The following is a 24,943-nucleotide window of genomic DNA, read 5'->3' on the forward strand; positions in this document are numbered from 1 at the left end:
TCCCGTACGGGCGTACGGCAGAATCCGGATGTGACGTTCACGAGATCGAGATTCCTGGCCGACCTGGAAGCGGGCATGGCCGAGCTGTCCACACCGATGCGGGTGTACGTGACGGCCGGGCGGTTCACCGAGCCGGAAGCCGATCTGCCGGAGCTGGCGGCCCGGATCCGCGCGCTGCTCGCCGTGGTCGCCGAGGACGAGGCCTGGCAGCGCTTCCTGCCCCGTTACGTCCCGCCGTCCGTCCCGGAGATCCGCGACGCCCTGGAACCGATGGAGACGCATGAGGCCGCCGCGTTCCTGGCTCGGCTCGCCTCCGTCGACCTCGTCTGGCCGAGTCACCGGCACCTGCCCGCCGAGACCGCCGAGCGCGCGGCGGACCGTGTGGTGTCCCTGCTCGGACCGGAGGGCACCTGGTGGACCAACCACGACGCCGGATGCGGCGCCGTGAACGGGCTCACTCCGCTGTTCGACAGCCTGTTGGCGGGGACGGACGGGGAGTACTTCGCGCTGGCCCTGCAGATCGCCGACGACTGAGCGCACTCCCCGGGCGCGTACGGACGGCCCGCTGTCGAGCCGGTGCTCCCTCCTCGTCTCGACGCGCGGATTCGCCCCATCTCGCCTAGTTTGTGGTCGTCGAAGCGTTCTTCGGAAGGAGTTCCCCCATGGCTAAGAAGGCCAAGGGCAAGATGGAGCAGGCCAAGGGCAAGGCGAAGGAAACGGCCGGCAAGATGACCGGCAACGAACGCATGCAGGCCGAAGGGAAGACGGACCAGGTCAAGGGCAAGGCCCGGGAGACCAAGGGCAAGGCGGAGGAGCAGACCCGCGGAGTCAAGGACTCCCTGCGCGACCGCCGCCAGGAGCCTTGATCGGGACGTCCTCGCGGAGGCCCTCGGCGCCGTGGCGCCGAGGGCCTCCGCGCGCTCTCGCCCGGATCACCCCACCGGGATCACCCCGCGGGGATCACCCTGCCGGGACCTCGTCGACGAAGGCCGTGCCCGCGCCGCGGTAGGCGGCGATCTTCGCGGCCACCTGGGCCGGGGTGAGGACCTGGTCCTTGACGTGCAGGACGTAGTCGACCTGCTGGTCGTACGCGCGCGGCGTGGTCGATGTCTGGCCGTTGAGGTCGATGAGCCACTGGTTGAAGTTGATCGACATCGGCCGCTCCGGCAGATACGCGGCGTCATGGGTGCCGAAGAGGCGGCCGTCGACGTAGTAGGTGATCGCGCTGTTGTCGATGGTCACGACGAGGTCGTGCCAGCCGGCGAACGACTGCCGGCTCTCGCTGTGCTGGTTGACCGCCTGCCACGGGTCGGGGTTGTAGGTCTCCCAGGAGGTCGTGTAGAGGATGTTGGCCGGCTCGCCCCAGCCGCCGTTGGGCAGGTACTCGAAGTCGTACTCGGCGTAGTCGTCGGCCATGGGGGCCTTGAGGTCGTTGATGGTGAAGAAGGTCTGCACGACGCGGTCGCCGTCCGGGCCGGACCTGGGAGCGTCGGAGAATCTGACGCGGGCGGCGTAGGTGCCGTTCCTGAACTTCATGGCCCTGGTGAGGACTTCGGTGTGGCGGGTGGACGCGCCCGTGCCGGCGGTGGAGGTCTCGAGGTTCATCACCGTGTTGCCGGACTGGTTGACGAAGGTGACCTTCGACGGGTCCCACGTGGCGCCGGGCACGCCGGGCCCGCCGGAGTTGGAGCGGACGCTCCAGCCGTGGGCCGAGATCGCCGGGTCCGTGTGAGAGGTGTAGGTGAAGTCGTCGAAGAGGGTCTGGCCGCCGCCGGGCGGATCCGTCGGGTCGGTCGGGTCGGTGGGATCCGTCGGGTCGTTGCCCTCGGGCGCGGTGCCCCACACGGTGGTGCCGGCGACCTGGGCGGTGACCTTGGACCAGTCGGCGTACGCGGTCTGGGCACCGCTGAAGGAGTAGTCGTCGCTCTGCCGGAGCGTCTGCCAGCTGGACTGGTGGAAGCGCAGTTGCATGTCGCCGGTGTCGCTCCCCGGCGCCAGCGACCCCGCGCTCGGCGTGAAGCCGACCTCCAGATAGCGGTCGGCCGTGGCGGTGGGACGGGCGAGTGTTCCGAACGTTCCGGTGATCCCGGCGCAACCGCGGACGGCCCAGGAGCAGGCGAAGCGGTAGGTGGCCGTGGGGGAGTCGGCCTTGAAGTAGTAGCGGACCTTGACCTGGCTGAGCTGGATGGTGGAGGAGCCGGTGTTCCGCACCTTGAGCCAGGGCTCGCTCTGGTCGGCGGTGGCTCCGGAGGCGCTGGTGCGGTACTGCACGGCCACGCCGTCGGCGGCCGCGGAGGCCGTCGTGACGGGCAGGGTGGCCAGGGCGGTGCTCCCGAGCAGCGCCGTCAGGGCGATGGCCGCACGGGTTCGGCCGCGGGTGGGGCGAGTGCTCATCCGTGTTCCTTTCGGTGACTCCCACGGGTTGCGGGAGAGCAGGGGGTGGTGCACGGGCGGTTCTCGGTGATGCGGTCGGAGGGGGCCTGGGGGCGGCCGGCGGTCGGTGGTCGGTCGGCGTGCGGAACGCCCAGCGCGTCGAGGCGTGCCAGGTGTCCCGTGAGCCGGTCGCGGAAGTCGCGCCACCCGGCGGCCGGGTCCCACACCCGGTCGGCGAGGGCGCACAGCCGGGGGAAGGCGAGGTACTCGATGTGCGCCGACGTCGTGACGAACTCGGTCCACACCTGTCCCTGCGCGCCCAGGAGCCGTCCGGCGAGGGCGGGTTCGCCTGACGGCGGCGTCAGGTCCAGGGCGTGCACGGCCGGGAGGTCGACGATCCGGCCGGGCTGCGCCGGAGGTTCGTCCGGGCCGGGGCCGCGCGCGTAGTCGAAGTAGGTGGCGCGGTGGTCCGCGTACACGACGTCGTGCCCTCGGCGGGCGGCCGCCCACGCGTCGGCCGGTTCGCGCCAACTCATGACGGCGCATTCGAGGGGGAGGGCGGCTCCGGTCTCCGCCCACGCGACGGGGCGCCGGCCCGCGCGGACCACATGGCCGGCGATCCGCCCCAGGAACCACCCGTGCAGCTCCCTCGGCCCGGCCAGCCCCTCGCGCGCCGCGCGGGCGGCGGCGGCCGGGCTCTGCTCCCACTCGTCCGTGGGGCATTCGTCGCCGCCGATGTGGACGTACGGGGAGGGGAACACCTCCATCACCTCGTCCAGGACGGTGCGGAAGAAGTCGACGACGTGGTCCCCGACGCCGAGGACGTTCCGGCAGACACCCCACTCGGTCCACACGTCGAGCCGCCGACCGGGGTGGTTGCCGAGTTCGGGGTACGCGGCGAGGGCGGCGCGCACATGCCCGGGTACGCCGATCTCGGGGACGATCGTGATGCCGCGCTCGGCCGCGTACGCGACCAGGCCGGCGAGTTCGGCACGGGTGTACGCACCGCCGTGCGGCCGCCCGTCGAAGCGGCCGCTGCCCGCCGGGCCGACCATCGACTCGGCGCGGTGGCCGCCGATCTCGGTGAGCCGGGGATGGGCGGCCACCGGCATGCGCCAGCCCTGGTCGTCGGTGAGGTGGAGCTGGAGGACGTTGAGCTTGTGCAGCGCCAGGAGGTCGACATAGCGGCGCAGGTAGGACACCGGCTGGAAGTGGCGCGCGACATCGAGCAGGGCACCGCGCCACGGGTGGGCCGGCACGTCCGTGATCTCCACGCCGGGGAGGTCCAGGTCCAGGTCGCCGGACCGCGGGGAGAGCGTTCGGAAGGGCAGGAGCTGGCGGAGCGTCTGGACTCCCCGCAGCAGGCCGGTCGGCCGGGCGGCGCGCAGCAGGACGCCGTGCGGGCCGACGGTCAGCCCGTACCCCTCCTCGCCCAGGCCGGTGAGCGTGGGGTCGACGGCCAGGACGAACGTCCCGTCGTCGGCCTGCTCCAGGCGCAGTCCGGTGACCGGCGTCAGATAGGCGCGCAGCAGGCGGGCGGCCGGCTCGGCGCCCGGTGTGACACGGAGCCGGGTGGTGGCGTCGACGCGGAAGCGGCCGGGGCGCGGACGCATCGTGCGCGGGCGGGGTACCAGGGAGAGTTCGGGGCGTGGCATGTCCACGGGATGCGTCTCCGGTGGTCGGCGGGGGCGAACGAAGGGGGTGGGGACGGCGAACGATGGGGGTGGGGACGGCGTACGAAGGGGGCACGGACGGCGTACGAAGGGGATAAAGCGGATCACCCCTTGACCCCTCCCGAGGCGAGGCCCGAGGTCACATGGCGCTGGAGCGCGAGGAACACGACCAGTGCGGGGAGGGCGAAGAGGGTGGCGGCGGCCATCGTGGCTCCCCAGTCGGTACCGAAGGTGGACTGGAAGGACGAGAGCCACACCGGCAGCGTGCGACTGTCCTGCTGCTTGATGATCAGGAAGTTGGCGTAGGTGAACTCGTTCCAGGCGGTGATGAACCCGAACAGCGAGGTCGCCATCAGACCGGGCGCGAGGAGGGGGAACGCCACGCGGCGGAAGGCGCCCGTCCGGGTGCAGCCGTCGACCTGGGCCGCCTCTTCGAGCTCGGGCGGGATGCCGGCGATGAAGCCGCGCAGGACCACCAGCGTGAACGGCAGCGTGACCATGAAGTAGACGAGGGTGAGGGTGGGCAGCCGGTCGAGCATGCCGGTGTCGCGGGAGATGATGTAGACCGGGATGACCAGCGACTCCCACGGCGCCATCTGCGCGATGAACACCGCCACCATGAACTGCCGCCGGCCGCGCCAGCGCATCCGGGCCACGGCGTACGCGGCGCCGAGCGCGACGACGAGGGCGAGCAGGACGGCGCTGAGGGTGACCAGGGCGCTGTTGCGCCAGAAGAGGCCGAAGCCGTCGGCTTCAACGGCCCGCCGGAAGTGGTCGAGCGTCCACTCCCGCGGGATCAGCACCGGGTCGTAGGACTGGATGTCGCGCGACGGCCTGAACGCGGTGGCGACCATCCAGTACACGGGGAACAGACAGACCAGCACCGTCAGGGCGGCGGCGGCCCGCAGCAGAAGCCTCACAGGTGCTCCCCCTCCTGTCGGAACAGCCGGCGGAAGTAGAGGACGAGGACGCCGGTCATCAGCAGCACCGTGACCATGGAGGCGGCCGAGCCGAGGTCGTAACGCTGGTGGGCGAGGGCGGTCTGCACGGCGTAGACCGGCAGGATGGTGGTGGCGTCGCCCGGCCCGCCGCGGGTCATCACCCAGATCTGGACGAAGGCCTTGAAGGTCCAGATGACTTCGAGGGACAGGATCAGCATGAAGATCGGCCGGACCAGCGGGAAGGTCACCGAGCGGAAGACGCGGACTCCGCCGGCGCCGTCGACGCGCGCCGATTCGTACAGCTCACCCGGCACCGTGGTGAGGGCCGAGTACAGCGTGATCGCGGCGAACGGCACCGACTGCCAGACGATGAGCACCACGACGATGGCGAACGCGGCGCCGCCGTGGGCGAACCAGGGATAGCCCGCGAAGGAGGAGAGACCGAGGCCGGTCAGCGTCTCGTTGACAATGCCGAACTCCGAGTGGAACAGCCACTGGAAGACGGTCGTGGCCGCCACCACGGGCACGGCCCAGACCAGCACGAGCGAGCTGAGGACCACGGTCCTGCCGATCCCGCCCAGACGCTCGATCATGAGGGCCACGAGAGTGGAAAGGATCATGATGGCGACGACGTTGACCGCCATGAACAGGAAGGTGCGGCGTACGACCTCCCAGAAGCGGGGGTCGGCGAGCAGAGCGCGGTAGTTGCGCAGCCCCACGAACTCGGCGTCGCCGAGGATGAGCTGACGGAGCCGGAAGTCCTGGAAGGAGATGACCACAGCCCGGCCGAGCGGGTAGAGCAGAAGGCAGAGCATCCCCAGGACCGCCGGGGCGATCAGTACGTACGGCCAGACCGACCTCCCGTTGCCGTGGCGGTATCGGTGACGGCGGGGGGTGACGGGACGGGGCGTGGTCCGCTCGCGGACGGTCGACACGGCGTCTCCTCGTCTCGGGGTGGGGGGGGAGGCCAGTGGGGCTGATGGGGCCTATGGGGCTGGTGGGTCGTGTGGGGCTGGTGGGGCCTGTGGTGTCGGTGAGGAGAGGGCGTCCCCGCGCCCTCCGCCCCGCGGGTGTCAGGACCCGCTGTTGAGGGTGTCGGTGATGCTCCGGGAGGCCTTGGCGGCCTCGGACTTCGGATCGCGGCCCGTGAGCACGGCCGTCATGTAGTCCTTGATCGGGTTCTTGGCCTCGACCGCGGCCCACTCGGGCGTGTTGGGCGTGGCGCGGCCGTTGGCGGCGCCGACGGCCATCGCGGCGGCTCCGGGATCGGAGGCGACGGCGCCGGCCAGGGTGGTCCGGTTCGGTACGTAACTCATCGCGAGGGCGAGCTTCTTCTGCCACGCGTCGCCGGTGAGTTCCTTGAGGAAGGTGAACGCCTCCTCCTGCTGGGCGGCCGCGGCCGGCACGACGAGGTCGGAACCGCCGGTGAAGACGGCGCCTGGGGTGGTGGCAGTCTTGCCGGGGATCGGGAAGAAGCCCAGCTTGCCCCTCAGGTCGGGGTTCTTCTCCATGACGACGTTGGCCCCGCCGGGCGCGGCGATGATCTGCGCGATCCGGCCCTCGGCCATCACCTCGGCCTGCGGCGGCTGTGCCTCGTCCGAGTCCTTGGGGCCCTTCCCGAGCGCCTGCAGCGTCCGGTAGAACTCCATGGCCCGCAGGGCCTCCGGGCTGTCGAGCCGGCCCTTCCACGCACCGCCGGACTCGACGGCGAGGTCGCCTCCCTCGTCCCAGATGAACCCGGCCAGGGCGTACCAGTTCTGGCCGGGCAGGTAGATGCCCTGGGTGCCGCCCCGGTCGAGCTTCTTTGTGGCGGCGAGCCACTGCTCGCGGGTCTTGATCGTGCCGGCGTCGATCCCCGCCTCGCGGAACAGGTCGGTGCGGTAGATGACGACCCGGTTGGCGGCGTAGTACGGGATGCCGTACTGCCTGCCGTCGTACGCGCCGGGCTCCGCCAGTCCCTTCAGCCAGCTGCCGCCGCCGAGTTCGCCGACCCTGTCCGTGAAGTCGGTCAGGCCGCCGCTCCGGGCGTACCGGGCGACCTGGGTATTGCCCACCTCGATGACGTCCGGAGCGTCGTTGCCGGCCAGGGCGGCGGTGACCTTCTCGCCGATGCCGTCCCACTCCTGGGTCTGGATCTTCACGTCGATCGCGGGATGGTCCTTCTCGAAGCCGGCCTCGAACTCCTTCTGGAAGGCGGCCGAGACGCTGTCGCGCATCAGCCACACGTCGAGGACGGTCCGGGCACCGGCGGTGCCACCGGAGCCGTCGCCGGACGCGTGGCCGGAGCCGTCACCGGACGAGGAGCAGGCGACGAGCCCGGTGCTCAGCAGCAGCGCGCCGAGCAGGGCGAGAGAACGGTGGTTCACGGTTCACCTCTGAGGAGCCTGGAGACGGGGAGGGACGGAGGGCGGCACACGGCACCTCAACTTGACCAGTAGGCCGTGAGGGGTTTACCAGTTGGTGCGGAGACGAAAGTGGCATGGACCACTGGAGGCGTCAACCCTCCGCGCATGCACGGGATTTGCCATGCACGCGCCGCCGTAGGGCTGGATCAGCAGGAGTCTCGCTGTCTAGACTGGGCTGACCAGCTCACCAGTCATGATGACCAGTGACCGTCCCAGACGAACGAGGACCCCATTGGAGATCGACACCGCCGCCTCCGGGGCGATGCTCAAGCGCGAGCGGGTCCGCGAGGCGATCCTCGAACTCATCGAGGCGCGGCGCCCCGGCGACGCCATCCCCTCCGAGCGCGTGCTGTGCGCCGAACTGGGCGTGTCCCGCCCGACCCTGCGCGCCGCGGTCGACGAACTCGTCGTCGCGGGGCTGCTGGTCCGCGAACACGGTCGGGGGATGTTCGTCGCCGCGGAGAAGATCACGCAGGAACTGGTGTCGGATCGCAACGCCTTCAGCCTGCCGCAGGCCGGCGGCGTGTGGACCAGCAGACTGCTGGAGCTGCGCACACTGCCGGCGGGCGCGCGGGTGGGACGCAGACTGCGCATCTCGCCGGCCGCGGAGATCCATTACGTGGCCCGCCTCCGGCTCGTCGACGGCACGCCCATGGCCATCGAGCACCTGCACGTCAGGGCCGACCTGGTGCCCGGCCTGACCAGTGAGGAACTGGAGCAGGGCGACCTGTACGAGCACCTGCGCGACCGGCACGGCATCCAGGTCAGCGAAGCGGTGCAGTCCATCGAGCCCACCGTGGTCACCCGCGCCGAAGCGGACCTTCTCGACGTGCCGGAGTTCTCTCCGGCGCTGCTCTTCGAGCGGCTCACCACGGACACCCGCGGCCGGCCGGTGGAGTACGTGCACTCCCTCTACCGGGGCGACCGCTACCGCATCGTCTCCCGCCTCGCGCTCGGCCCCCGCGCCGACCCGCCCGCCACTCCCGGCGCCGCGGGCGCTCCCGACGGACACCACCCCGGCATTCCCCCGGGCGACTTCACCAGCGGTGACCCGGTCACCTTCTCCACCCGAGGAGTCGTCCAACAGGGCGTGTGACCCGGGTGGGAAAAGTCCCCGCCCGACGAGGACGGCGACTGTGTCGCAGGTCACATCGGCGGCCTGTCAGGGCCGGGGCGCGTGTCTTGTCAGAGGGGTGTCACCGGCGCCGAGGCCGGTGCCCGACCCTGGGAGACTGACATGACCGACGGCCACCACATCGTCGTGCTCGGCGCCGGCTACACGGGTATGTTCACGGCCGTCCGGCTCGCTCACCGCACCCGCCGGACCGGCGTGAAGATCACTCTGGTCAACCCGTCGAACCGGTTCGTCGAGCGGCTGCGGATGCACCAGATCGCGGCCGGACAGCGGCTGGCCGAGCACCGGATCCCCGACCTGCTCGCCGGAACCGGCGTCACCTTCGTCCGGGGCACCGCCACCGCCCTCGACCCCGAGGCCCGGCGCGTCACCGTCGACGGCACGACGTCCCTCGGCTACGACACGCTCGTCTACGCGCTGGGCAGCTCGACCGACACCGCCGCCGTACCCGGCGCCGACGCCCATGCGTTCACCCTCGACAGCCCCGAGATCGCCGCCCGGTTCGCCGCGCGGCTCACGGAGATCGCACAGACCGGCGGCACCGGACCCGGCACGGGCACGGGCCCCGGCACGGGCACCGTCACCGTCTGCGGGGGCGGCCTGACCGGCATCGAGGCGGCCACCGAGATCGCCGAGAGCCACCCCGGACTCCGGGTCACCCTGATCACCACCGACGAACCCGGCAGTATGATGGGCGCCGGGGCCCGCGGCTACCTCCACCGCGCGCTCGACCGCCTCGGCGTCACCGTGGAGGCCGGCGCCCGCGTCGCCAAGGTGCTGCCCGAGTCCGTCGAACTGGCCGATGGCCGCGTCGTTCGCTCCGACGTCTGCCTGTGGACCGCCGGCGTCACGGTGTCGCCGCTCGCCGCCGACGCCGGGATCGCCACCGACGACCGCGGCCTGATCCTGGTCGACGCCACCCTGCGCTCGGTGTCGCACCCGCGGATCCACGCCGTCGGCGACGCGGCCGCCGTCCGCCTGGCCTGGGGGCAGATCCACGGCACCTGCCAGAGCGGCCTGCCCACCGCCCAGTACACCGCCGACACCATCGCACGGCTGGTACGCGGCAGGGCCGTGAAGCCGTTCCGCTTCGGCTACTTCCACCAGCCGGTCAGCCTCGGCCGCCGCGACGCCGTCATCCAGTTCACCAAGGCCGACGACACCCCGCGCCGCCCGTACCTCACCGGCCGCGCCGCCGTCACCTACAAGGAGTTCGTCAGCGGCAGCCCCCTCCTGACGTACCGCTTCAGCAAGCGCGTGAACGTCACCACCATCGTCTCCAAGGGCGGCCGCGCCACCCGCCGACCCGGGGCATGACGGCCCGCCGGCCCGCCGGACGGCACCCCGGCGGCACGGGCCGGTGACGGACACCGGCGCCGCGCACAAGAAGGCCTCCGCCCCGTCCCGTCATGAAGGTTCTCGTCACCGGCGCCACCGGCGCCACCGGCGCCACCGGCGCGGTCGGTACCCAGCTCGTGCTGGACGTGCTGGACGCCACCGCCGTACGCGACGCGGTGCGGCGGACCCGGCCCGACGTCATCGTCCACCAGGCGACCGCGCTGGCCGGAACCTGAAGCTGCGCCGCGGAATGCGGGGTGCGGAGGTTCGTGGCGCAGAGCGCCATGCAGGTGCTGTACGCCCGCACCGGAGGCCCCGTCAAGACGGAGGAGGGCCCCGTCGACACCCGCCCCGCCCGGGCAGCGAGCAGACCCTCGCCGCGATCCGGCACCTGGAGCACGCGGTGACTTCCGCCCCCGGGATCGAGGGCATCGTGCTGAGATACGGCGGCTTCTACGGCCCCGGCACCTCGATCGAGCCGGGGGGCGAACAACTGGAGCTGGTCCGCAAGCGCCGGTTCCGGGTGGTCGGCGGAGGCGGTGGCGTCTGGTCGTTCACCCACGTCGCGGCCGCGGCCGCCGCCGCGGTGGCCGCCGTCGAAGCCGGCGCCCCCGGCGTCTACGACATCGTGGACGACGAACCGGCGCGGCTGTCCGAGTGGCTCCCGGAACCGGCCCGGGCCGCAGGGGCCAAGCAGCCGATGAACGTCCCTCGCCGGCTGGGGCGCCTGCTGGCCGGAGAATTCATCGCCATGGCCTCGACCGAGATCCGCGGCGCCTCGAACGCGAAGGTGAAGAAGGAGCTCGGCTGGACCCCGCTCCCCCCTCCTGGCCCCAGGGCTTCCCGCGGACCCTCCGCCGGTGAACCTCACGACTCCCCGCTGCCCCTCGCCGACGACGGGACTGGTGTGCATGCCCGGCTACGGGGCAGTCGACCGGCGAGCCCGGCCGCGGCGACACCCCCCGAGTCGCGGGCGGCCGGGCTCGACGGGGGAGGGGACCGGCCCCTCGCCAGGATCCGGGAGGCTCCGTGACGGTGACGCAGAAGGCCCAGGCAGCGCAGACGACCGGTGAGGTACGGGGGAGGCTGCCCGCTCCTCGCGTCGCCGAGGCTCCGGACGGGCACCTGACCGACGCCGAGCTCGGAAGGCCGGTCAGGGTGCGCATCACCCCCGAAGGCGGGGTCACGTCCGGTCAGACCTACACCCTGCTCTGGGCCGGCGGCCGGGACAAGCCGGTCGGCTACACGGACACCGTGTCGGTCGAACGCCCGGCGGAGTACGTGGAGTTCGAGGTCCCTCCCGCGTACGTGACCCCGCACCTGGACCAGGTCGTCCCGGTCGCGTACGTGGTCGAGGACGGCGAGGGCGAGCGCACCGGGGACACCCTGCGGCTACGGATCGGCGAGGCCGACGCCGAGGCCGGGGCGTAGGCCTCGCTGCCTGAGTCCGGGCGGGTGGGGGGTGAGCGGCGGGCGACCGTTCGGGTCGAGTTCCATGCCGTGCAGCCCTTGGCCCTCGTGCGGCCCATGATCGCGGGGTACCTCTCCGCCACGCGGACCGGTCCCCGGAGGGAACGACGGATGCCTGCCCGCGATCCGATTCCGAACAAGGAGGTTGCCGTGATGACCGATGCCGAGGTTCCCGGCCTGTCCGGCGTGGAGAGCGGCGCGGAACGCGCCGCGGGGGAGGCCGTCGAGGCGGTCGTGCAGTGGTACGAGGGCCGGCTGGACGCGGAGCGCGGCGCGTCCGTGCCCGACCCGCAGCGGATCGCCGAGTTGAAGGCCGGCCGAGAGGCCGCGCTGGCCGACCGGGCCCAGTTGGCGACCGCGGACCCCAAGGAGGCCGCCCGGGTCACGGTGGCGTACGCGGCGCTGCTGAAGAAACTGGAGGGTTAGCCGGCTCCCGGGCGCGTCCTGGTCCGTGTTCCGGCCCCGCCGGAGCCATGGGCCAGGACCGGCCCGACCGGCCCGACCGGTCCGACCGGCCCGACCGGCCCGACCGGCCCAGGTGGCTCGGGCGGCCCGACCGGCCCAGGTGGCTCGGGTGGGTCGGGCGGCCCAAGAGCGTCACAGGGCGCCACATGGGCGGTGGGGCCGGGCCCTCGGGCCACCGGAGCTCGGAGTCGCGACGTTGGGATTCAGCCAGGCGACAGACCTGTCCAATGTCGACGATTGCCGTGCGGCCGGCGGTCGAAATCAGGCGCGGACGCCGTCGCCCGGCCGGGCCGCGGCCGTTCTCGGCGGCGTGAGGACCGCTGCGGGGCGAACGCGTGACCTGGGAAGGAAGACCGTTCGCGTTGCGTGAGCATCGAACGCCGCGAGGCGCCCCGCGCCGGTCCCTTCCCCGCCCACCCGCCCTCCCGTCGGCGTCCAGGCCGGAATGCGGCGCGAAGTCAAGACCACCTGGAGCAGCACCTTCCGCTTCGCGGCGCCCTTCCGTCGCGCCCGTCGGGGTCGTGCCACGCTCCCGTGCGACGGCGTGAGTGCCGCACTGAAAACGGATGGTTGAATTCCGATCGCAATCACTTCCAGCAGCTTTCTGACGACCTTTCAGTCAAGTGAGTCCCTCCGTGATCGTCGTGTGCCGCGTCGCCACAGCTGTGCCAAGGGGGAACGCGCGTAGAAGCGAGGGCATCGCGACTGAAAGGACACCTTGCGGGTGGAAGTCCCGGAGCCGGAGGATCCTTCTCGATCGCGATTGACAGGTGCATGGCGCTACCCCGTCGTGTGCCCAGCACTTCACAGCCAGGCCGCCCACCCAGCGGCCTCCCCAACCCCCACTGGAGACTGCAGTGAAGCAAGCGTTCCGCAACGGCAAGTCCTTCCGCGCCGGCCGCCTGGGCGCCGTCGTCGGCGCGGTCGTGGCCGCCTCGGTGCTCGCCGCCCCGACCTCCTCGGCGCAGTCGACCGACACGTTCCGCGCCTCCACGGCCGAGCTCGCCGCCGCCAGCGAGGCCGTGCTCGACGCCGACGTCCCCGGCTCCGCCTGGTACACCGACCCGGCCACCGGCAAGGTCGTCGTCACCATCGACTCGACCGTCTCCGAAGCCGAGGTGGCGACCCTCAAGCGATCCGCGGGCGCACACGCCAAGAGCCTGAAGATCGAGCGGACCCAGGGCCGGATCAACAAGCTGATCGCCGGCGGCCAGGCCATCTACACCGGTGGCGGCCGCTGCTCGCTCGGATTCAACGTCCGCAGCGGCAGCACGTACTACGCCCTCACCGCGGGACACTGCACCAACATCGCCAGCACCTGGTACACCAACTCCGCCAACACCACCGTGCTCGGCACCCGGACGGGGTCCAGCTTCCCGACCAACGACTACGGCATCATCCGCCACTCCAACGCCTCCGCCGCCGACGGACGCGTCTACCTCTACAACGGCAGCTACCGTGACATCACCGGCGCCGCGAACGCCTACGTCGGGCAGTCGGTCCAGCGCAGCGGCAGCACCACCGGCCTGCGCGGCGGCACGGTGACCGGCCTGAACGCCACCGTCAACTACGGCAACGGGGACATCGTCTACGGCCTCATCCAGACGAACGTCTGCGCCGAGCCCGGCGACAGCGGCGGCGCCCTGTTCTCCGGCACCACGGCGCTCGGGCTCACCTCCGGCGGAAGCGGCAACTGCTCCTCCGGCGGCACCACGTTCTTCCAGCCCGTCACCGAGGCCCTGAGCGCGTACGGGGTGAGCGTGTTCTGATCCCGGGTCCGTGACGAGGAGGGCGGCTCCGGTGGTGGAGCCGCCCTTCCACGTCCGCGCCACCCGCCTACGGGCGAGAACGGCATCCGGCCGAGGCCGGCGGCAGGTCGGGCCGGAGAGCGGCACGCTGAGCGGGTGGAAGTGGCGATCACGCGAGGGCCGGCGCTCGCGGACGCGTGAGAGCGCGGGCCACGGGCAGGTGGGGAACATGACGACGACCCTCGGTGCCTTCGTTCTCGGTACTCCCGACCCTCCCCCGCTGGCCGACTTCTACCGAGCCCTGCTGGGCTGGGAGGAGGTCGAGCGCGAGCCGGAGTGGGTCCGCCTGAGGCCTCCGGAGCGGGAACGCCCCGGCCTCAGCTTCCAGATGGAAGCCGACCACACTCCTCCGGTCTGGCCCCAGAGCCCGGGCACACAGCAGATGCAAGCCCACCTGGACCTCCAGGTCGACGACCTGGAAGCGGAGACCGAGCGGGCCCGCGCCCTGGGCGCGACACTGCAAGACCACCAGCCGCAGAAGAACGTACGGGTCCTCCGAGATCCTCACGGCCATCCGTTCTGCCTCTTCCTCCCCGGCGCCTGAACGCGCCCGGGGTGCGCCGCCAGGCCGGCGACGCATCGGCCCCGCTCCAGGAGGGCCCCCGGTGGGTGTGCATGACGGCCGTTTTCGGGGGCAGACGGACGTGGAGCGTCTGGGGCCGCTCAACTGCCGCCTGCGGCTTCCCCCGTCCGCAGGCCGGTGGGTGCGACCGGTCCGCACCTGGGGCGGGTGCGGGCCGGTCGCATGTCGTCCCGGAGGTGCGGGAAGCCGCGAACGCACCTCATGACGCGGCCCGTGCCCCGGAGCGGTCGTAGTCGGGCAGGTCGACCCCGGCGACCTTCTTGCCCGCCTCCAGCATCCAGGCCAGTGCGCGGGGCCGGCTCAGTATCCAGTCGCGCAGCCGAAGGCCGACGCGGCCCGGTGCGAGGAACGTGCCGGTGCGGTCGCCGCCCGCCTGGCAGCCCTCGGCGTACGCCCGCAGGAGGTTCTCGTAGCGGGCGAAGGCCGTGGCGTGGTCGCCGTCCGCCCGGGCCAGCTCGCCGGCCAGGACGTATGCGGCGACGACGGCGGTACCGGTGCCCATGCCGCCGATGGTGGCTCCGCAGGCGGCGTCGCCGACGAGGGCGACGCGCCCGTGGGACCAACTGGGGACGTCGGCCCGGCTGATGGAGTCGAAGTAGAGGTCGTCCGCCTCCCGCAGGCTCTCCAGGAGCCGGGGCACATGCCATCCGATGCCCGCGAAGGCCCGGGTGACGATCGCCTTCTGCTGTTCCGCGTCGTGGCGGTCGTACGACAGCTGGTCCGAGGAGAACGCGAAGAAGGCGCCGGCCCTGTGCGGATCCCGGGGGACCGCACCGACCGAGGCGAGGCGTCCGGGTACGTTGACGCCCACCGAACCCCCTTCGGGACCGAGGCCGAGGTCGAGGTCGTTGGGCAGGGTCCAGCCGGCGACGTAGTACCCGAGGTGACGGACGTACCGCTCCTCGGGTCCGAACGCCAGCCGGCGGACGTGCGAGTGCAGCCCGTCCGCCCCGATCACGAGATCGAAGGTGCGTGCCTCGCCGTCGGTGAACCGGACCTGTACGCCGTCGGCGTCCTGCCGGAGCTCGGTGATGGACGCGCCGAAGCGATACTCGGCGTAGGGCAGGCTGTGCTCGTGGAACACGCGGGCGAGGTCACCGCGGAGCACCTCGATGTCGCCGCCCGCGAACTCGGCCGGCAGACGGAGCCGGGTGCGCCCGCTCTCGTCGACGAAGTCCATCCGGCTGCCTCCGGTCTGGATCCGGCGCAGATCGTCGAGCACGCCCATGCGTTCCAGCACGGTCAGGTGCGTGTCACCGCGGAAGTCGACGGCCTGCCCGCCCTTGCGCAGCTCCGGAGCCAACTCGACGACGGTGACCTCGAATCCGCGGCGTCCGAGCCAGTACGCCAACGCCGGACCGGCGATGCTCGCGCCGGAGATCAGAACCTTCTTGCGCATGGAAATCCCCCCTCATGAACTGTGTCCATCGGACACTGTTTCTTCTGTGTACGATAGACACAGTTTCGGCGGGTGGCAAGACCGGAGGGAGAGCTGTGGCCGACGAACTGATGCGCTTGCTCTGGGGACCGCACCCCCAGCCGAAGCGCGGCCCCCGGCCGGCCCTCAGCCTCGACGGCATCGCCCGCGCCGGCATCGCGGTCGCGGACGCCGAGGGCCTGGCGGCCCTGTCGATGCAGCGCGTCGCCGAACTGCTCGGCAAGACGAAGATGTCCCTCTACCGGTACGTCCCCGGCAGGGCGGAACTGGTCGCGCTCATGGTCGAGACAGCCGTCGGCGCACCCCCGGCCCCCGCGGCCGGCGACTGGCGCGCCCGTCTGACCGACTGGGCCGAGCAGCTCTTCGACGCCTTCGTACGGCACCCCTGGCTCGTCGACGCGACCGTCGGTCCACGCCTCATGGGCCCGAACGAACTGTCCTGGATGGAACGAGCCCTCGCCACGCTGGAGGACAAGGGTCTCGACGGCGGCGAACGCCTGGACGCCGTGGTCCTGCTGACCAGCCACGTCCGTGGCATCGCCCTCCAGTCACGCGCGGTCGGCCCGAAGGGCCCCGACGCGGCCGGCCCGACTCGCGTCGAGGCGGAGCTCATCGCGGCCCTCGGGCGGGTGCTGCACGAACACGGCGACGCCTACCCGTCCGTCCTGACCGCGGTGGCGGCCCCCGCCGAGGGCCGCGACCAGGCACTGACCTTCGGTGTCGAGCGCATCCTGGACGGCCTGGATACGCTCATCGCCCGACGCCGGCCCGCCGACTGACCTCCTGTCGGCCCTCGGACCGAGCGGGCGCCCCGTCACCACACGGCCGCCCTCACCGCCCCGCCGGGTCCTTCAGGGCGTCGAACAGGGCGCGGCGGCCGACGGAATCCAGACCCTCCCGCTGTCCGCGGCGCAGCTCCTCGCGGCGACCGTCCTCACCGTGCCGACCCTGCCGGCGGGCGGGCGGACACCGATCACGATCGGCCCGAGGGAACCTGTCGCCGTCCTCGTCCCGGGCGTCGTCACCACCGGCGTCACCTTCCACCTCACCTACCGGAACATCGCCGCCGAAGGCGCCACCCACACGGCCACCGTCGGCTATCGGCTCCCGGTCGTCTCCGTGGCACTGGGGGCCGTGCTGCTTCACGAGGACTTCAGCCTCCGGACCGTCCTGGGGATGACCGTCGTGCTCGCCGGGGTCGGCCTGACCCGCGGGCCGGTACGGGGCCGGGCACCCCGGCAGGCGCGAACCCTCGCCGACACCTCCGCCGGTCGCCCCTCGCCGAAGACGAGCTGAATGCCCGACGCGCCACGGCGCGGCTGCATCCGGGGACGGCGGAGCGCGGGAAGCATGGTCGTGGACGGCCCTCCACCGCCGCAGTGGGTGCGCCGCCGGGCGGGTGGAGGAGTCGGTCGGGGCCGGACCGGTCACGGTCGTCGAGAACGGAGCGCAGCGCGGACATGAGGGACAGCAGTGACATCGCCATCGTCGGTGCCGGAGCCGCCGGCCTTTCGCTGGCCTGGCGGCTGCTCGACCGGCCGCCCGGCGCCGGCACGCCGGACGTCGTCCTCGTCGACGCGCCTCCCGGACCGCTCCGGCCGGCCGAACGCACCTGGTGCTACTGGGAGGCCGGGACGGGTGTCTACGACCCGCTGCTTACCGCACGATGGGGCCGGCTCCGCGTCCGCGCGCCCGACGGCACCGGCCCCGCACGCGACCTCGGCGAACTGCGTTACAAGATGCTCCGCTCCGGCGCCTTCGAAAGAGGGCTCGAGCCGCGCCTGGCCGGACTGCGCAGGATCGAGGGCGTGGTCGAGAACATCGCCGACGGCCCGGAAGGCGCCGCACTCACGTACCGCACCGCCGACGGAGCCGTGCGTACACTCCGCGCCCGCTGGGTCCACGACTCCCGGCCCCCCGTCGCACCGCCGCCCGCGCGCGTCACGCTGCTCCAGCACTTCCGCGGCTGGTTCGTCCACTGCGAGCGCCCGGTCTTCGACCCCGGCACCGTCGAACTGATGGACTTCCGCACACCCCAGCCGCATCACGGACTCTCCTTCGGATACGTCCTGCCCACCAGCCGCCACGAAGCCCTCGTCGAATACACCGAGTTCAGTCGCGCCCGCCTCCCGGAAGGCGCCTACGACGAGGCGCTGCGGCACTACACGAACCGGGTGCTCGCACTCGGCCCGTTCCGGGTGAAGGGCACCGAGCAGGGCGCCATCCCCATGAGCGACGGGCGGTACGACCGCCGGCCCGGACGGCACGTCTTCCGCATCGGCGTTGCCGGGGGAGCGCTCCGCCCTTCCACCGGCTACGCCTTCGCCGCCATCCAGCGGCAGACCCGAGCCGTGGCGGACGCCGTGCACGCCGGCCGGACCCCCGTGCCGCCGCCCGCCCACCCGGCCAGAGCCCTCGCCATGGACTCCGTCCTGCTGCGCGCACTCGACACCGGCCGCATCGACGGCCCCGCCTTCTTCACCCGCCTCTTCCACCACGTGCCCGCCACGCGCCTGCTCCGCTTCCTCGACGGCACGACCGGTCCCGCCGAGGAGTTCTCCATCGGCCTGCGCACCCCCGTACTGACCATGCTCCGCACCGCGGCCGAGCTGCCCCTGCTCGCCCGTCGTGGCCGACCCGACCTCGAGGAGAACCCATGAGCCCGTACGACCGGGCACCCGCCGACCGGCACGGCCGCGACCGCAGGGCCGTCGTCGTCCCCGCTCACCCCGGGCGGCCCACGGCCGTCGGCACGCGCCCCCACTGCGCGGTCGTCGGCGGCGGCATCGCGGGCATCGCCGCCGCCACCGCCCTGGCCGAACGAGGGGTCCGCGTCACCCTCTACGAGCGGGAGACGGCACTCGGCGGCCGTCTGGCCGGATGGTCCACCGAACTCGCGGACGGTTCGGCCGTCACCATGAGCCGCGGCTTCCACGCCTTCTTCCGCCAGTACTACAACCTGAGGGGACTCCTCCGGCGGGTCGACCCCGGTCTCGACCGGCTCCGCCCGCTGCCCGACTACCCGTTGCGGCACAGCTCGGGACTCCACGACAGCTTCGCCCGGATCCCGCGCACACCGCCGTGGAGCGCCGTCGGGTTCGCCGCCGTCAGCCCCAGCTTCGGGCCGCGGGACCTCGCCCGGATGAACCCCCGCGCGGCACTGCCCCTCTTCGACGTGCGGGTGCCGGAGGTCCACCGGCGGTTCGACGACGTCAGCGCCCTCGAACTCCTGGACCGCATCGGCTTCCCCACCGCCGCCCGGCACCTCGCCTTCGAGGTGTTCTCCCGCAGCTTCTTCGCCGACCCCGCCGACCTGTCAGCCGCCGAACTCGCCCTGATGTTCCACATCTACTTCCTCGGTTCCTCCGAAGGCCTCCTCTTCGACGTGCCGGACGAGCCCTACCCCCAGGCTCTGTGGGAGCCGCTCGCCCGATACCTCCAGGGCCATGGCACGGACATCCGTACCGGCGCCGCCGTCACCGGACTCCGCCCCGCGCCCGAGGGCGGCCACCTGATCAGCACCCCGCAGGGCACCGATCACGCCGACGCGGTGGTGCTGGCCGTGGACACCACGGGACTGCGGACGCTGACGGCCGCCTCGCCCGCCCTGTGCGACGTGGCGTGGCGGGCCCGGATCGGCCGGCTCCGCACCGCCCCGCCGTTCCTCGTGTCCAGGATCTGGCTCGACCGCCCCGTCGCCGCCCACCGCCCCGGCTTCCTCGGCACCGGCGGCTACGGGCCGCTCGACAACATCAGCGTGCTGAACCTCTGGGAGGGCGAGGCGGCACGCTGGGCCGCGAAGACCGGCGGCGCCGTCCTCGAACTCCACGCCTACGCGGTGGATCCGGCCGCCGACCCGCGTGCCGTCGCCCGCACCCTCGTCGAGCAGCTGCACCGCGTCTACCCGGAGACGGCCGCCGCGCGCATCGTCGACCGACGCGACGAGTGGCGCGAGGACTGCCCGCTCTTCGTCGTCGGCGGCCACGCGGACCGCCCCGGCGTCGACACCCCCGACCCGACCGTCACCGTCGCCGGCGACCTGGTCCGCACCGACCTTCCCGTGGCGCTCATGGAACGCGCGGCCACCACCGGGTTCCTCGCGGCCAATGCGCATCTGCGGCGCTGGGGGCTGCGCGGACAGACCCTCTGGACCGTCCCCGACCGAGGGCGGTGCGCCCCCTTGCGGCTGCTGGCCCGCCGGTTCGGCGGAGGCTGAGGGGAGCCGAGCGCACTGGGCGAGCCGAGGTGAGAGGCCCGCCTCCCGGCTCTGCCGCCTCCCGGCCCCGTCGGATCGGGGCCGGGAGACGGGACCGTGCCCGGGAGTCGTCGCAGGGCACGAGAACCGGGGCGGACGGGCACCGCTCAGCCGGGAAAGCGGCCGCTGCTGCGCAGGGTGAAGCGCCGCTCCGCGTACGCCAGGTCGTCGCGCCACAGGCGGCCCGCGGCAGCCCGCATGGCAGGGCGCAGCAGCGGCGCCAGGGCGCGGGCCACCGCGAACCCCCGCCGGTCCGATCCGGCGACGACCGCCTCCACCACCGCGGTGCGCGGCCGCCCGGCGTCCGCCGGGGTCAGCGGTGTCGCATGGGTCTCCACGACGGACCCGGCCCCTTCGCCGGCCACGATCCGCATGACGACGGTGCGCGGATCGGGTGCGCCGAACGCCGCGCGGACCGGGACCACGACCCGTCCGGCCACCTTGAACGACACGTCGACCACCAGCTCGTCGTCTCCGTCCGCCAACGGGCCCGAAGGACCCTCCAGAACGGTGAGGTCCACGAACGAGTACGGATGCAGCCAGGCCCCGTGCCACGGGTCGAGTCGGTTCGCGACCACGTCCTCCGGCTCGCACGTGCCCACTCCGGTGTACACCGACACGACCGCTCCGCTCGGCGACGGTCGTACGGGCACCACGGGACGTTCCGTCGGCGGCTCTCCGCCCACCCCGTCGAGCCGCACCCACAGCAGCACGCCGTCGTCGTGGACCGGCCACGGCGACCATCCGGCGAAGGACCCGCCGTCCAGGGCGAGGCCGTGCCAGTGGCAGATCAGCCGCCCGCACCGCACCAGGCCGTCCTTGAGCGGAGCGCCGAGGTGCGGGCACGCTCCCGGACCGGCGTGGGGCGTGCCGCTCTCATCGCGCCAGAGCACGACCTCGCTCCCCGCGACCGTCCGTCCGAGCGGCCGACGTGGGGTCAGATCGGCGGCGGAGCCGACGACGAACCAGTTCCCCGAGGGCCGCGCCAGGGCGCGCTCCAGTGCCTCGGCGATCAGCGCCGGCTTGGCGTCCCGCCACGTCGGACGCTGACGCTCCCAGGCGACGCCGTCCCGGCGCAGCCGGAGCGGAATCGTCCGCCGGCGGACCCGGCCCCCGGAGCGTGCTCCCCACGTGCTGTTCTCCCCGCTCATCCCCGCTCCTCGTTCCGACGCCCCGTCACCCGGCCGGCCTCCTCGGGCGCGGCCTCACCGTCTCCGCACGAGCTCCGACTCCCGCGTGCGAGCCCGCTCCCGCTTCCGCGCCCGTTTCCGCTCGTCCGTCCGACCCCGCCGTCCGCGCGAGCCGGCCCGGAGGACGGGCGTATGGGGGTGCGCGCGGCCAGGGCGGCGGTCAGGCCGCGCAGGGCCACGGCGGCTCGGCGCCGCCTCCGCACCACGGCCCTGCGGTGCACGACCGCGTACCCGTCCTTCTCGATGGCCCCCAGGATGTCGCGGTACAGCACGAACGCCGTTCGGACACACGGCGCCGACACCGGGTCCAGCAGCGCGATCCCCGGCTCGGCCGCACGGTAGACCTCCCGCGTGAGGGCCGAAGCCGCCCGAAGGGCGGAGGTGATCCGCGCGTCCCGGCACCCGGTCAGCCTGCTCCACGCCAGCAGGTCACGGTCGACGCCGTGCGCGGACAACAGGTCCTGGGGGAGGTAGACCCGCCCTCGGTCCAGGTCCTCGCCCACGTCCCTGAGGAAGTTCGTCAGCTGGAACGCCACCCCGAGTTCGGCGGCGTACGGCTCCGCCTCCGCCCGCGGCACGACGGTACCGAGCACCGGGGTCATCTGCAGTCCGATGACGGCGGCCGAACCGTACATGTACGCCCGCAGGTCGGCGTAGGTCGCGTACTCCGTGACCGACAGATCGCTGCGCATCGACGCGAGGAAGTCGGTGAAATGACGGGCCGCGATGCCGTACCGGGCCCGGGTGTCGGCCACCGCCCGCACCACCGGTTCGTCGGCCTCCTCGCCGCGGACGGCGCGTAGCCACTGTCGCTCCAGGGCGTCCAGGGCCTCCCGCCGCGCGCCCGTGGAGGCCGCCGAGCCCAGGTCGTCGACGATGTCGTCGGCGTGCCGCGCGAAACCGTACAGCGCGTGCACGGCGGACCGCCGGTCCACCGGGAGCAGCCGCGTGGCGAGGAAGTACGTCTTGCCGTGCCGGGCGTTGAGCAGCCGACCGGCCGTGTAGGCCGCCCGCAGCGACGGATCGGTGATGCCCGCCGCGTCCAGCTCCCGCGCCGTCACGCCGGCCGCCCGATCCCGGTCACCCGGGCCGCGGCGAGCTTGCCCGAGAGCAGCACCGTGGGCACCCCGACGCCCGGTGTGGTGCCGCATCCGGCCAGGACCGCGTTCTCCGTGCCGCTCACGAGGTTCCGCGGCCGGAAGGGCCCGGTCTGCGCGAAGGTGTGGGCGACGGAGAAGGGAGTGCCGGCCGCGTGCCCCATCGCCGTCCAGTCGGCCGGCGTGACCAGGCTCTCCTCCTCGACCGACGCCCCCAGGCCGGCCAGTCCCCGGCGCTCCAGTACCCGCACCAGTTCGTCGCGGTAGCGCGGCCCGAGGTCGCCCCAACGGGCCGCAGAGGGGCCGATGCGGGTGTTGGGGCACGGCGCCAGGACGTAGTGCAGGTGCCTGCCCTCCGGTGCCAGCGACGGATCGGTGGCGGTGGGCCGCGTGATCAGAAGAGAGGGATCGCTCATCAGCCGCCCGGTGCCCGTGAGTTCGCCGAACACGGTCTCCCACGCCCTGCCGAAGGACAGGGTGTGGTGCGACAGCCCGGGCCAGGTGCGATCGGTTCCGACGTGCAGCACCACCGCGCTGGGAGCGTGCCGCAGGCGGACGGGACGCCGGGGAGCCCGCCCCAACAGGCCGTAGGAGACCGGCAGGTCCGGCGTCAGGACGACCGCGTCGCAAGGGATCCGGTCCCGGGCGGTGACCACCGCCGTGATCCGCCGCCCGGTGCGTTCCAGCCCGGTGACGCCCTCTCCGTACCGGAACGCGACGCCTGACCGCGCCGCCGCCGCTGCCATGGCCACCGGGACGGCGTGCATCCCGCCCCGGGGGAAGTACACCCCCGCGACGGTGTCCATGTAGGCGATCACGGCGTACGCGGCCAGCGCACGCGAGGGAGCGACCCCGGCGTACAGGGACTGGAAGGAGAAGACACGGCGCAGCCGCTCGTCCGTCAGGAACCGTCCGACGGCCCGGTCCAGCCGGCCGAAGCCGCCGAGCGCCGCGAGCCGTGCCAGGTCCGGGTGCAGCAGCCGCGCGGGGGAGTCGAAGTTGGCGTCGATGAAGCGCCGCATCTGCACGGCGTACAGATCCGCGAGCCACCGGCGCAGCCTGCGGTACCCGAGGGCCTCCCGGGAGCCGGCGAAGGAGGCGATCTCGGCCTCCATGGCGTCGCCGTCGGTGTGCACGTCGAGCCGGGTGCCGTCGGCGAACAGAGCCCGGTACGCGGGGTGCAGGGGAATCAGGTCGATGCGGTCGTGCACGGACTCGCCGACGGCTCGGAAGGCCTCGTCGAGGATGTCCGGCATGGTGAGGACGGTCGGCCCCGTGTCGGCGCGGTAGCCGCCGAGGAGGAGCCGCCCCGCCCGGCCGCCCGGCTCCGGCTCCCGCTCCACCACCGTGACCCGGCGGCCCCGGCCCGACAGGTGCAGCGCGGCGGCCAGACCGGCCAGGCCCGCTCCCACGACGACGACATGGTCCGTCGGACCGGTCACGGTCTTCAACGCGTCTCTCCGATCAGAACGGTGTCCGTGGTGGTGGCGGTGGCCGTGGAAGCGGCGGTGGGCGTGGCCGTGGAGCAGGAGGAGGCACCGGTGCCGGGGGCGCCAGGAGGGCAAGCGGTGGCAGCCGTGTCGGCGGTGTCCCGTACGCCCCCGGGCGGGGACGCCGCCCCGGCGGCGGGGCCCAGACCGCACGCGCCGTACAGCAGACGGCCGATCCGGTCGGCCGCATCCGGCGACAGCCCGGCGTCGGCGACGGCCTCGGCGCCGCGGGCACAGAGCTCCTCGACGCGCCGGGCCACCTCGTCGCGCGCCCCGCACGCCACGAGGAGGTCCAGCACCCGGTCGACGTCCCGAGCCCGCGCGCCCGGGTCGCCCGTGACCTCGTCCAGGAGCCGCAGTCCGGCACGGTCACCGCGCCGTTCGCACAGGTCCCGCGCGGCGGCGAGGAGAAACGTCGTCCTGCCCTCGCGTACGTCCTCGCCCACCGGCTTCCCGGTCCGCGCCGGATCGCCGAAGGCCCCTCGCACGTCGTCGTGGAGCTGGAAGGCGAGACCGGCGGACCGTCCGGCCTCCCGCAGCGCGAGCACCGTCCGCTCCCGGGCGCCCGCGAGCACCGCGCCCAGCGCCAGCGGGTGGCCGACCGTGTACAGCGCGGTCTTCAGCACCGCCGTGCGGACCGCCCGGCTCCGCGACCTGACGTTCGTGACCTGCGCCTGCAGATCCAGATACTGGCCCGCCACCATCTCCGCCCGCATGGCCCGCCACACCTCGGCCGCCCGGCGCTCCGCCGGAGCCCCCCGTACGGATTCGGCGAAGGCGTCGTCGGCCCACGCGAGGGCCAGATCACCGGCCAGCACGGCGGCCGCCGCGCCGAACGTGCCGCACGGAAGGGGGTGTCCACCGGTGTCGTACTGGCCGTCTATGCCGACGTGCACCGCCGGCCGCCCCCGGCGCAGCGGCGAGCCGTCCATGACGTCGTCGTGGATCAGCGCGCAGCTCTGGATCAGCTCGAGCGCCGCTGCCACGCCCAGGGCCCGGGGAGCCTCGCGGGCCCCGCCTCCACAGCCCCGCATCGCCCACCACAGGAACTGCGAGCGCAGCCGCCGACCGCCCGTCAGGGTGAACCGTGCGACTCGGCCCGCGATATCGGCCGCGAAGACGGAGTCCATGGCCGCCGCCTCCTCCAGGCGCCGTTCCAGGGTCCGGCCGAGGAACACGCCCACCGCCGCGGGCACGTTCTGGTCGACATCGAGCGGATCAGGTGCGCACATCAGGACTCCCGTTGCCGGTGGCATGGCCTCTTTGGCTCATGTTCCGTACC

The 24,943-nt window shown here is 73.0% G+C and carries 25 protein-coding genes; 15 read left to right on the plus strand and 10 right to left on the minus strand.

What is annotated here, in order from left to right; genetic code table 11:
- Positions 1-30 precede the first annotated feature (30 nt).
- Both ACFY7C_RS20500 and ACFY7C_RS20505 read left to right on the plus strand, forming a co-directional pair.
- Complete coding sequence (locus tag ACFY7C_RS20500; RefSeq protein WP_389652278.1) at positions 31-534, plus strand: hypothetical protein; 504 nt, start codon at positions 31-33, stop codon at positions 532-534.
- A gap of 128 nt (positions 535-662) precedes the next feature.
- Complete coding sequence (locus tag ACFY7C_RS20505) at positions 663-866, plus strand: CsbD family protein (protein ID WP_389652282.1); 204 nt, start codon at positions 663-665, stop codon at positions 864-866.
- A gap of 94 nt (positions 867-960) precedes the next feature.
- Here the strand turns inward: ACFY7C_RS20505 and ACFY7C_RS20510 are convergent, their stop codons facing one another.
- From ACFY7C_RS20510 to ACFY7C_RS20530, 5 genes are all read right to left on the minus strand, one after another.
- Complete coding sequence (locus ACFY7C_RS20510) at positions 961-2,394, minus strand: cellulose binding domain-containing protein (protein WP_389652285.1); 1,434 nt, start codon at positions 2,392-2,394, stop codon at positions 961-963.
- Positions 2,391-4,028, minus strand: a complete 1,638-nt coding sequence (locus ACFY7C_RS20515) for a beta-N-acetylhexosaminidase (protein WP_389652288.1) — start codon at positions 4,026-4,028, stop codon at positions 2,391-2,393. The genes ACFY7C_RS20510 and ACFY7C_RS20515 overlap by 4 nt, the downstream gene beginning before the upstream one ends.
- Positions 4,029-4,150: 122 nt before the next feature.
- Positions 4,151-4,966 carry a carbohydrate ABC transporter permease gene (locus tag ACFY7C_RS20520; RefSeq protein WP_389652291.1) on the minus strand — a complete coding sequence of 272 codons (816 nt, stop codon included), beginning with the start codon at positions 4,964-4,966 and terminating at the stop codon, positions 4,151-4,153.
- Positions 4,963-5,922, minus strand: a complete 960-nt coding sequence (locus ACFY7C_RS20525; protein ID WP_389652294.1) for a carbohydrate ABC transporter permease — start codon at positions 5,920-5,922, stop codon at positions 4,963-4,965. The genes ACFY7C_RS20520 and ACFY7C_RS20525 overlap by 4 nt, the downstream gene beginning before the upstream one ends.
- A 138-nt stretch (positions 5,923-6,060) precedes the next feature.
- Positions 6,061-7,353, minus strand: coding sequence for an extracellular solute-binding protein (locus ACFY7C_RS20530; protein ID WP_389652297.1), 1,293 nt, complete (start codon positions 7,351-7,353; stop codon positions 6,061-6,063).
- Between the two features lie 235 nt (positions 7,354-7,588).
- On the opposite strand from ACFY7C_RS20530, the gene ACFY7C_RS20535 reads away from it, so the two are divergent.
- From ACFY7C_RS20535 to ACFY7C_RS20575, 9 genes are all read left to right on the plus strand, one after another.
- Positions 7,589-8,488 carry a GntR family transcriptional regulator gene (locus tag ACFY7C_RS20535; RefSeq protein WP_389652784.1) on the plus strand — a complete coding sequence of 300 codons (900 nt, stop codon included), beginning with the start codon at positions 7,589-7,591 and terminating at the stop codon, positions 8,486-8,488.
- 141 nt (positions 8,489-8,629) lie between these two features.
- Positions 8,630-9,844: an NAD(P)/FAD-dependent oxidoreductase gene (locus tag ACFY7C_RS20540; RefSeq protein WP_389652300.1), complete on the plus strand. Its 1,215-nt coding sequence runs from the start codon at positions 8,630-8,632 to the stop codon at positions 9,842-9,844.
- A 92-nt stretch (positions 9,845-9,936) separates the two neighbouring features.
- Entirely contained in the window at positions 9,937-10,101 is a 165-nt protein-coding gene (locus ACFY7C_RS20545) for a hypothetical protein (protein ID WP_389652303.1), read from the plus strand.
- Between the two features lie 33 nt (positions 10,102-10,134).
- Positions 10,135-10,272 carry a hypothetical protein gene (locus ACFY7C_RS20550; RefSeq protein ID WP_389652306.1) on the plus strand — a complete coding sequence of 46 codons (138 nt, stop codon included), beginning with the start codon at positions 10,135-10,137 and terminating at the stop codon, positions 10,270-10,272.
- Positions 10,269-10,898: a hypothetical protein gene (locus ACFY7C_RS20555; RefSeq protein WP_389652309.1), complete on the plus strand. Its 630-nt coding sequence runs from the start codon at positions 10,269-10,271 to the stop codon at positions 10,896-10,898. Before ACFY7C_RS20550 ends, ACFY7C_RS20555 begins: the two co-directional genes overlap by 4 nt.
- Positions 10,895-11,296 carry a hypothetical protein gene (locus ACFY7C_RS20560; RefSeq protein WP_389652311.1) on the plus strand — a complete coding sequence of 134 codons (402 nt, stop codon included), beginning with the start codon at positions 10,895-10,897 and terminating at the stop codon, positions 11,294-11,296. Before ACFY7C_RS20555 ends, ACFY7C_RS20560 begins: the two co-directional genes overlap by 4 nt.
- Positions 11,297-11,488: 192 nt before the next feature.
- A complete protein-coding gene (locus tag ACFY7C_RS20565; RefSeq protein ID WP_389652314.1) occupies positions 11,489-11,761 on the plus strand; it encodes a hypothetical protein in 273 nt (90 codons plus the stop codon).
- Positions 11,762-12,657: 896 nt separating this feature from the next.
- Positions 12,658-13,569 (plus strand): S1 family peptidase, encoded by a 912-nt coding sequence (locus ACFY7C_RS20570; RefSeq protein WP_389652317.1) that lies wholly within the window; start codon positions 12,658-12,660, stop codon positions 13,567-13,569.
- A gap of 208 nt (positions 13,570-13,777) precedes the next feature.
- Positions 13,778-14,152, plus strand: coding sequence for a VOC family protein (locus ACFY7C_RS20575; protein ID WP_389652319.1), 375 nt, complete (start codon positions 13,778-13,780; stop codon positions 14,150-14,152).
- A 238-nt stretch (positions 14,153-14,390) separates the two neighbouring features.
- Here the strand turns inward: ACFY7C_RS20575 and ACFY7C_RS20580 are convergent, their stop codons facing one another.
- The gene (locus tag ACFY7C_RS20580; protein WP_389652321.1) at positions 14,391-15,590 is read right to left on the minus strand and encodes an FAD-dependent monooxygenase; all 1,200 of its coding nucleotides are present in this window, start codon (positions 15,588-15,590) and stop codon (positions 14,391-14,393) included.
- A gap of 95 nt (positions 15,591-15,685) precedes the next feature.
- On the opposite strand from ACFY7C_RS20580, the gene ACFY7C_RS20585 reads away from it, so the two are divergent.
- The 4 genes from ACFY7C_RS20585 (at position 15,686) to ACFY7C_RS20600 (ending at position 19,845) form a co-directional block, all read left to right on the plus strand.
- On the plus strand, positions 15,686-16,408 hold the full coding sequence (locus tag ACFY7C_RS20585; protein WP_389652323.1) for a TetR/AcrR family transcriptional regulator: 723 nt from the start codon (positions 15,686-15,688) through the stop codon (positions 16,406-16,408).
- Entirely contained in the window at positions 16,347-16,925 is a 579-nt protein-coding gene (locus tag ACFY7C_RS20590; RefSeq protein WP_389652326.1) for an EamA family transporter, read from the plus strand. The genes ACFY7C_RS20585 and ACFY7C_RS20590 overlap by 62 nt, the downstream gene beginning before the upstream one ends.
- A gap of 164 nt (positions 16,926-17,089) precedes the next feature.
- Positions 17,090-18,289: a lycopene cyclase family protein gene (locus ACFY7C_RS20595; protein WP_389652329.1), complete on the plus strand. Its 1,200-nt coding sequence runs from the start codon at positions 17,090-17,092 to the stop codon at positions 18,287-18,289.
- Positions 18,286-19,845, plus strand: a complete 1,560-nt coding sequence (locus tag ACFY7C_RS20600) for an FAD-dependent oxidoreductase (RefSeq protein ID WP_389652332.1) — start codon at positions 18,286-18,288, stop codon at positions 19,843-19,845. Before ACFY7C_RS20595 ends, ACFY7C_RS20600 begins: the two co-directional genes overlap by 4 nt.
- 146 nt (positions 19,846-19,991) lie before the next feature.
- Here ACFY7C_RS20600 and ACFY7C_RS20605 read toward each other — a convergent pair whose 3' ends face one another.
- The 4 genes from ACFY7C_RS20605 to ACFY7C_RS20620 are packed head-to-tail and all read right to left on the minus strand — an operon-like array spanning position 19,992 to position 24,893.
- Entirely contained in the window at positions 19,992-21,035 is a 1,044-nt protein-coding gene (locus tag ACFY7C_RS20605; protein ID WP_389652335.1) for a DUF5914 domain-containing protein, read from the minus strand.
- The gene (locus tag ACFY7C_RS20610; protein WP_389652339.1) at positions 21,032-22,135 is read right to left on the minus strand and encodes a phytoene/squalene synthase family protein; all 1,104 of its coding nucleotides are present in this window, start codon (positions 22,133-22,135) and stop codon (positions 21,032-21,034) included. Before ACFY7C_RS20610 ends, ACFY7C_RS20605 begins: the two co-directional genes overlap by 4 nt.
- Positions 22,132-23,622, minus strand: coding sequence for a phytoene desaturase family protein (crtI, locus tag ACFY7C_RS20615; protein ID WP_389652342.1), 1,491 nt, complete (start codon positions 23,620-23,622; stop codon positions 22,132-22,134). The genes ACFY7C_RS20610 and crtI overlap by 4 nt, the downstream gene beginning before the upstream one ends.
- Entirely contained in the window at positions 23,619-24,893 is a 1,275-nt protein-coding gene (locus ACFY7C_RS20620) for a polyprenyl synthetase family protein (RefSeq protein ID WP_389652344.1), read from the minus strand. The genes crtI and ACFY7C_RS20620 overlap by 4 nt, the downstream gene beginning before the upstream one ends.
- Positions 24,894-24,943 lie beyond the last annotated feature (50 nt).

It is taken from the genome of Streptomyces sp. NPDC012769, assembly GCF_042901205.1.
Taxonomy (GTDB): Bacteria; Actinomycetota; Actinomycetes; order Streptomycetales; family Streptomycetaceae; genus Streptomyces.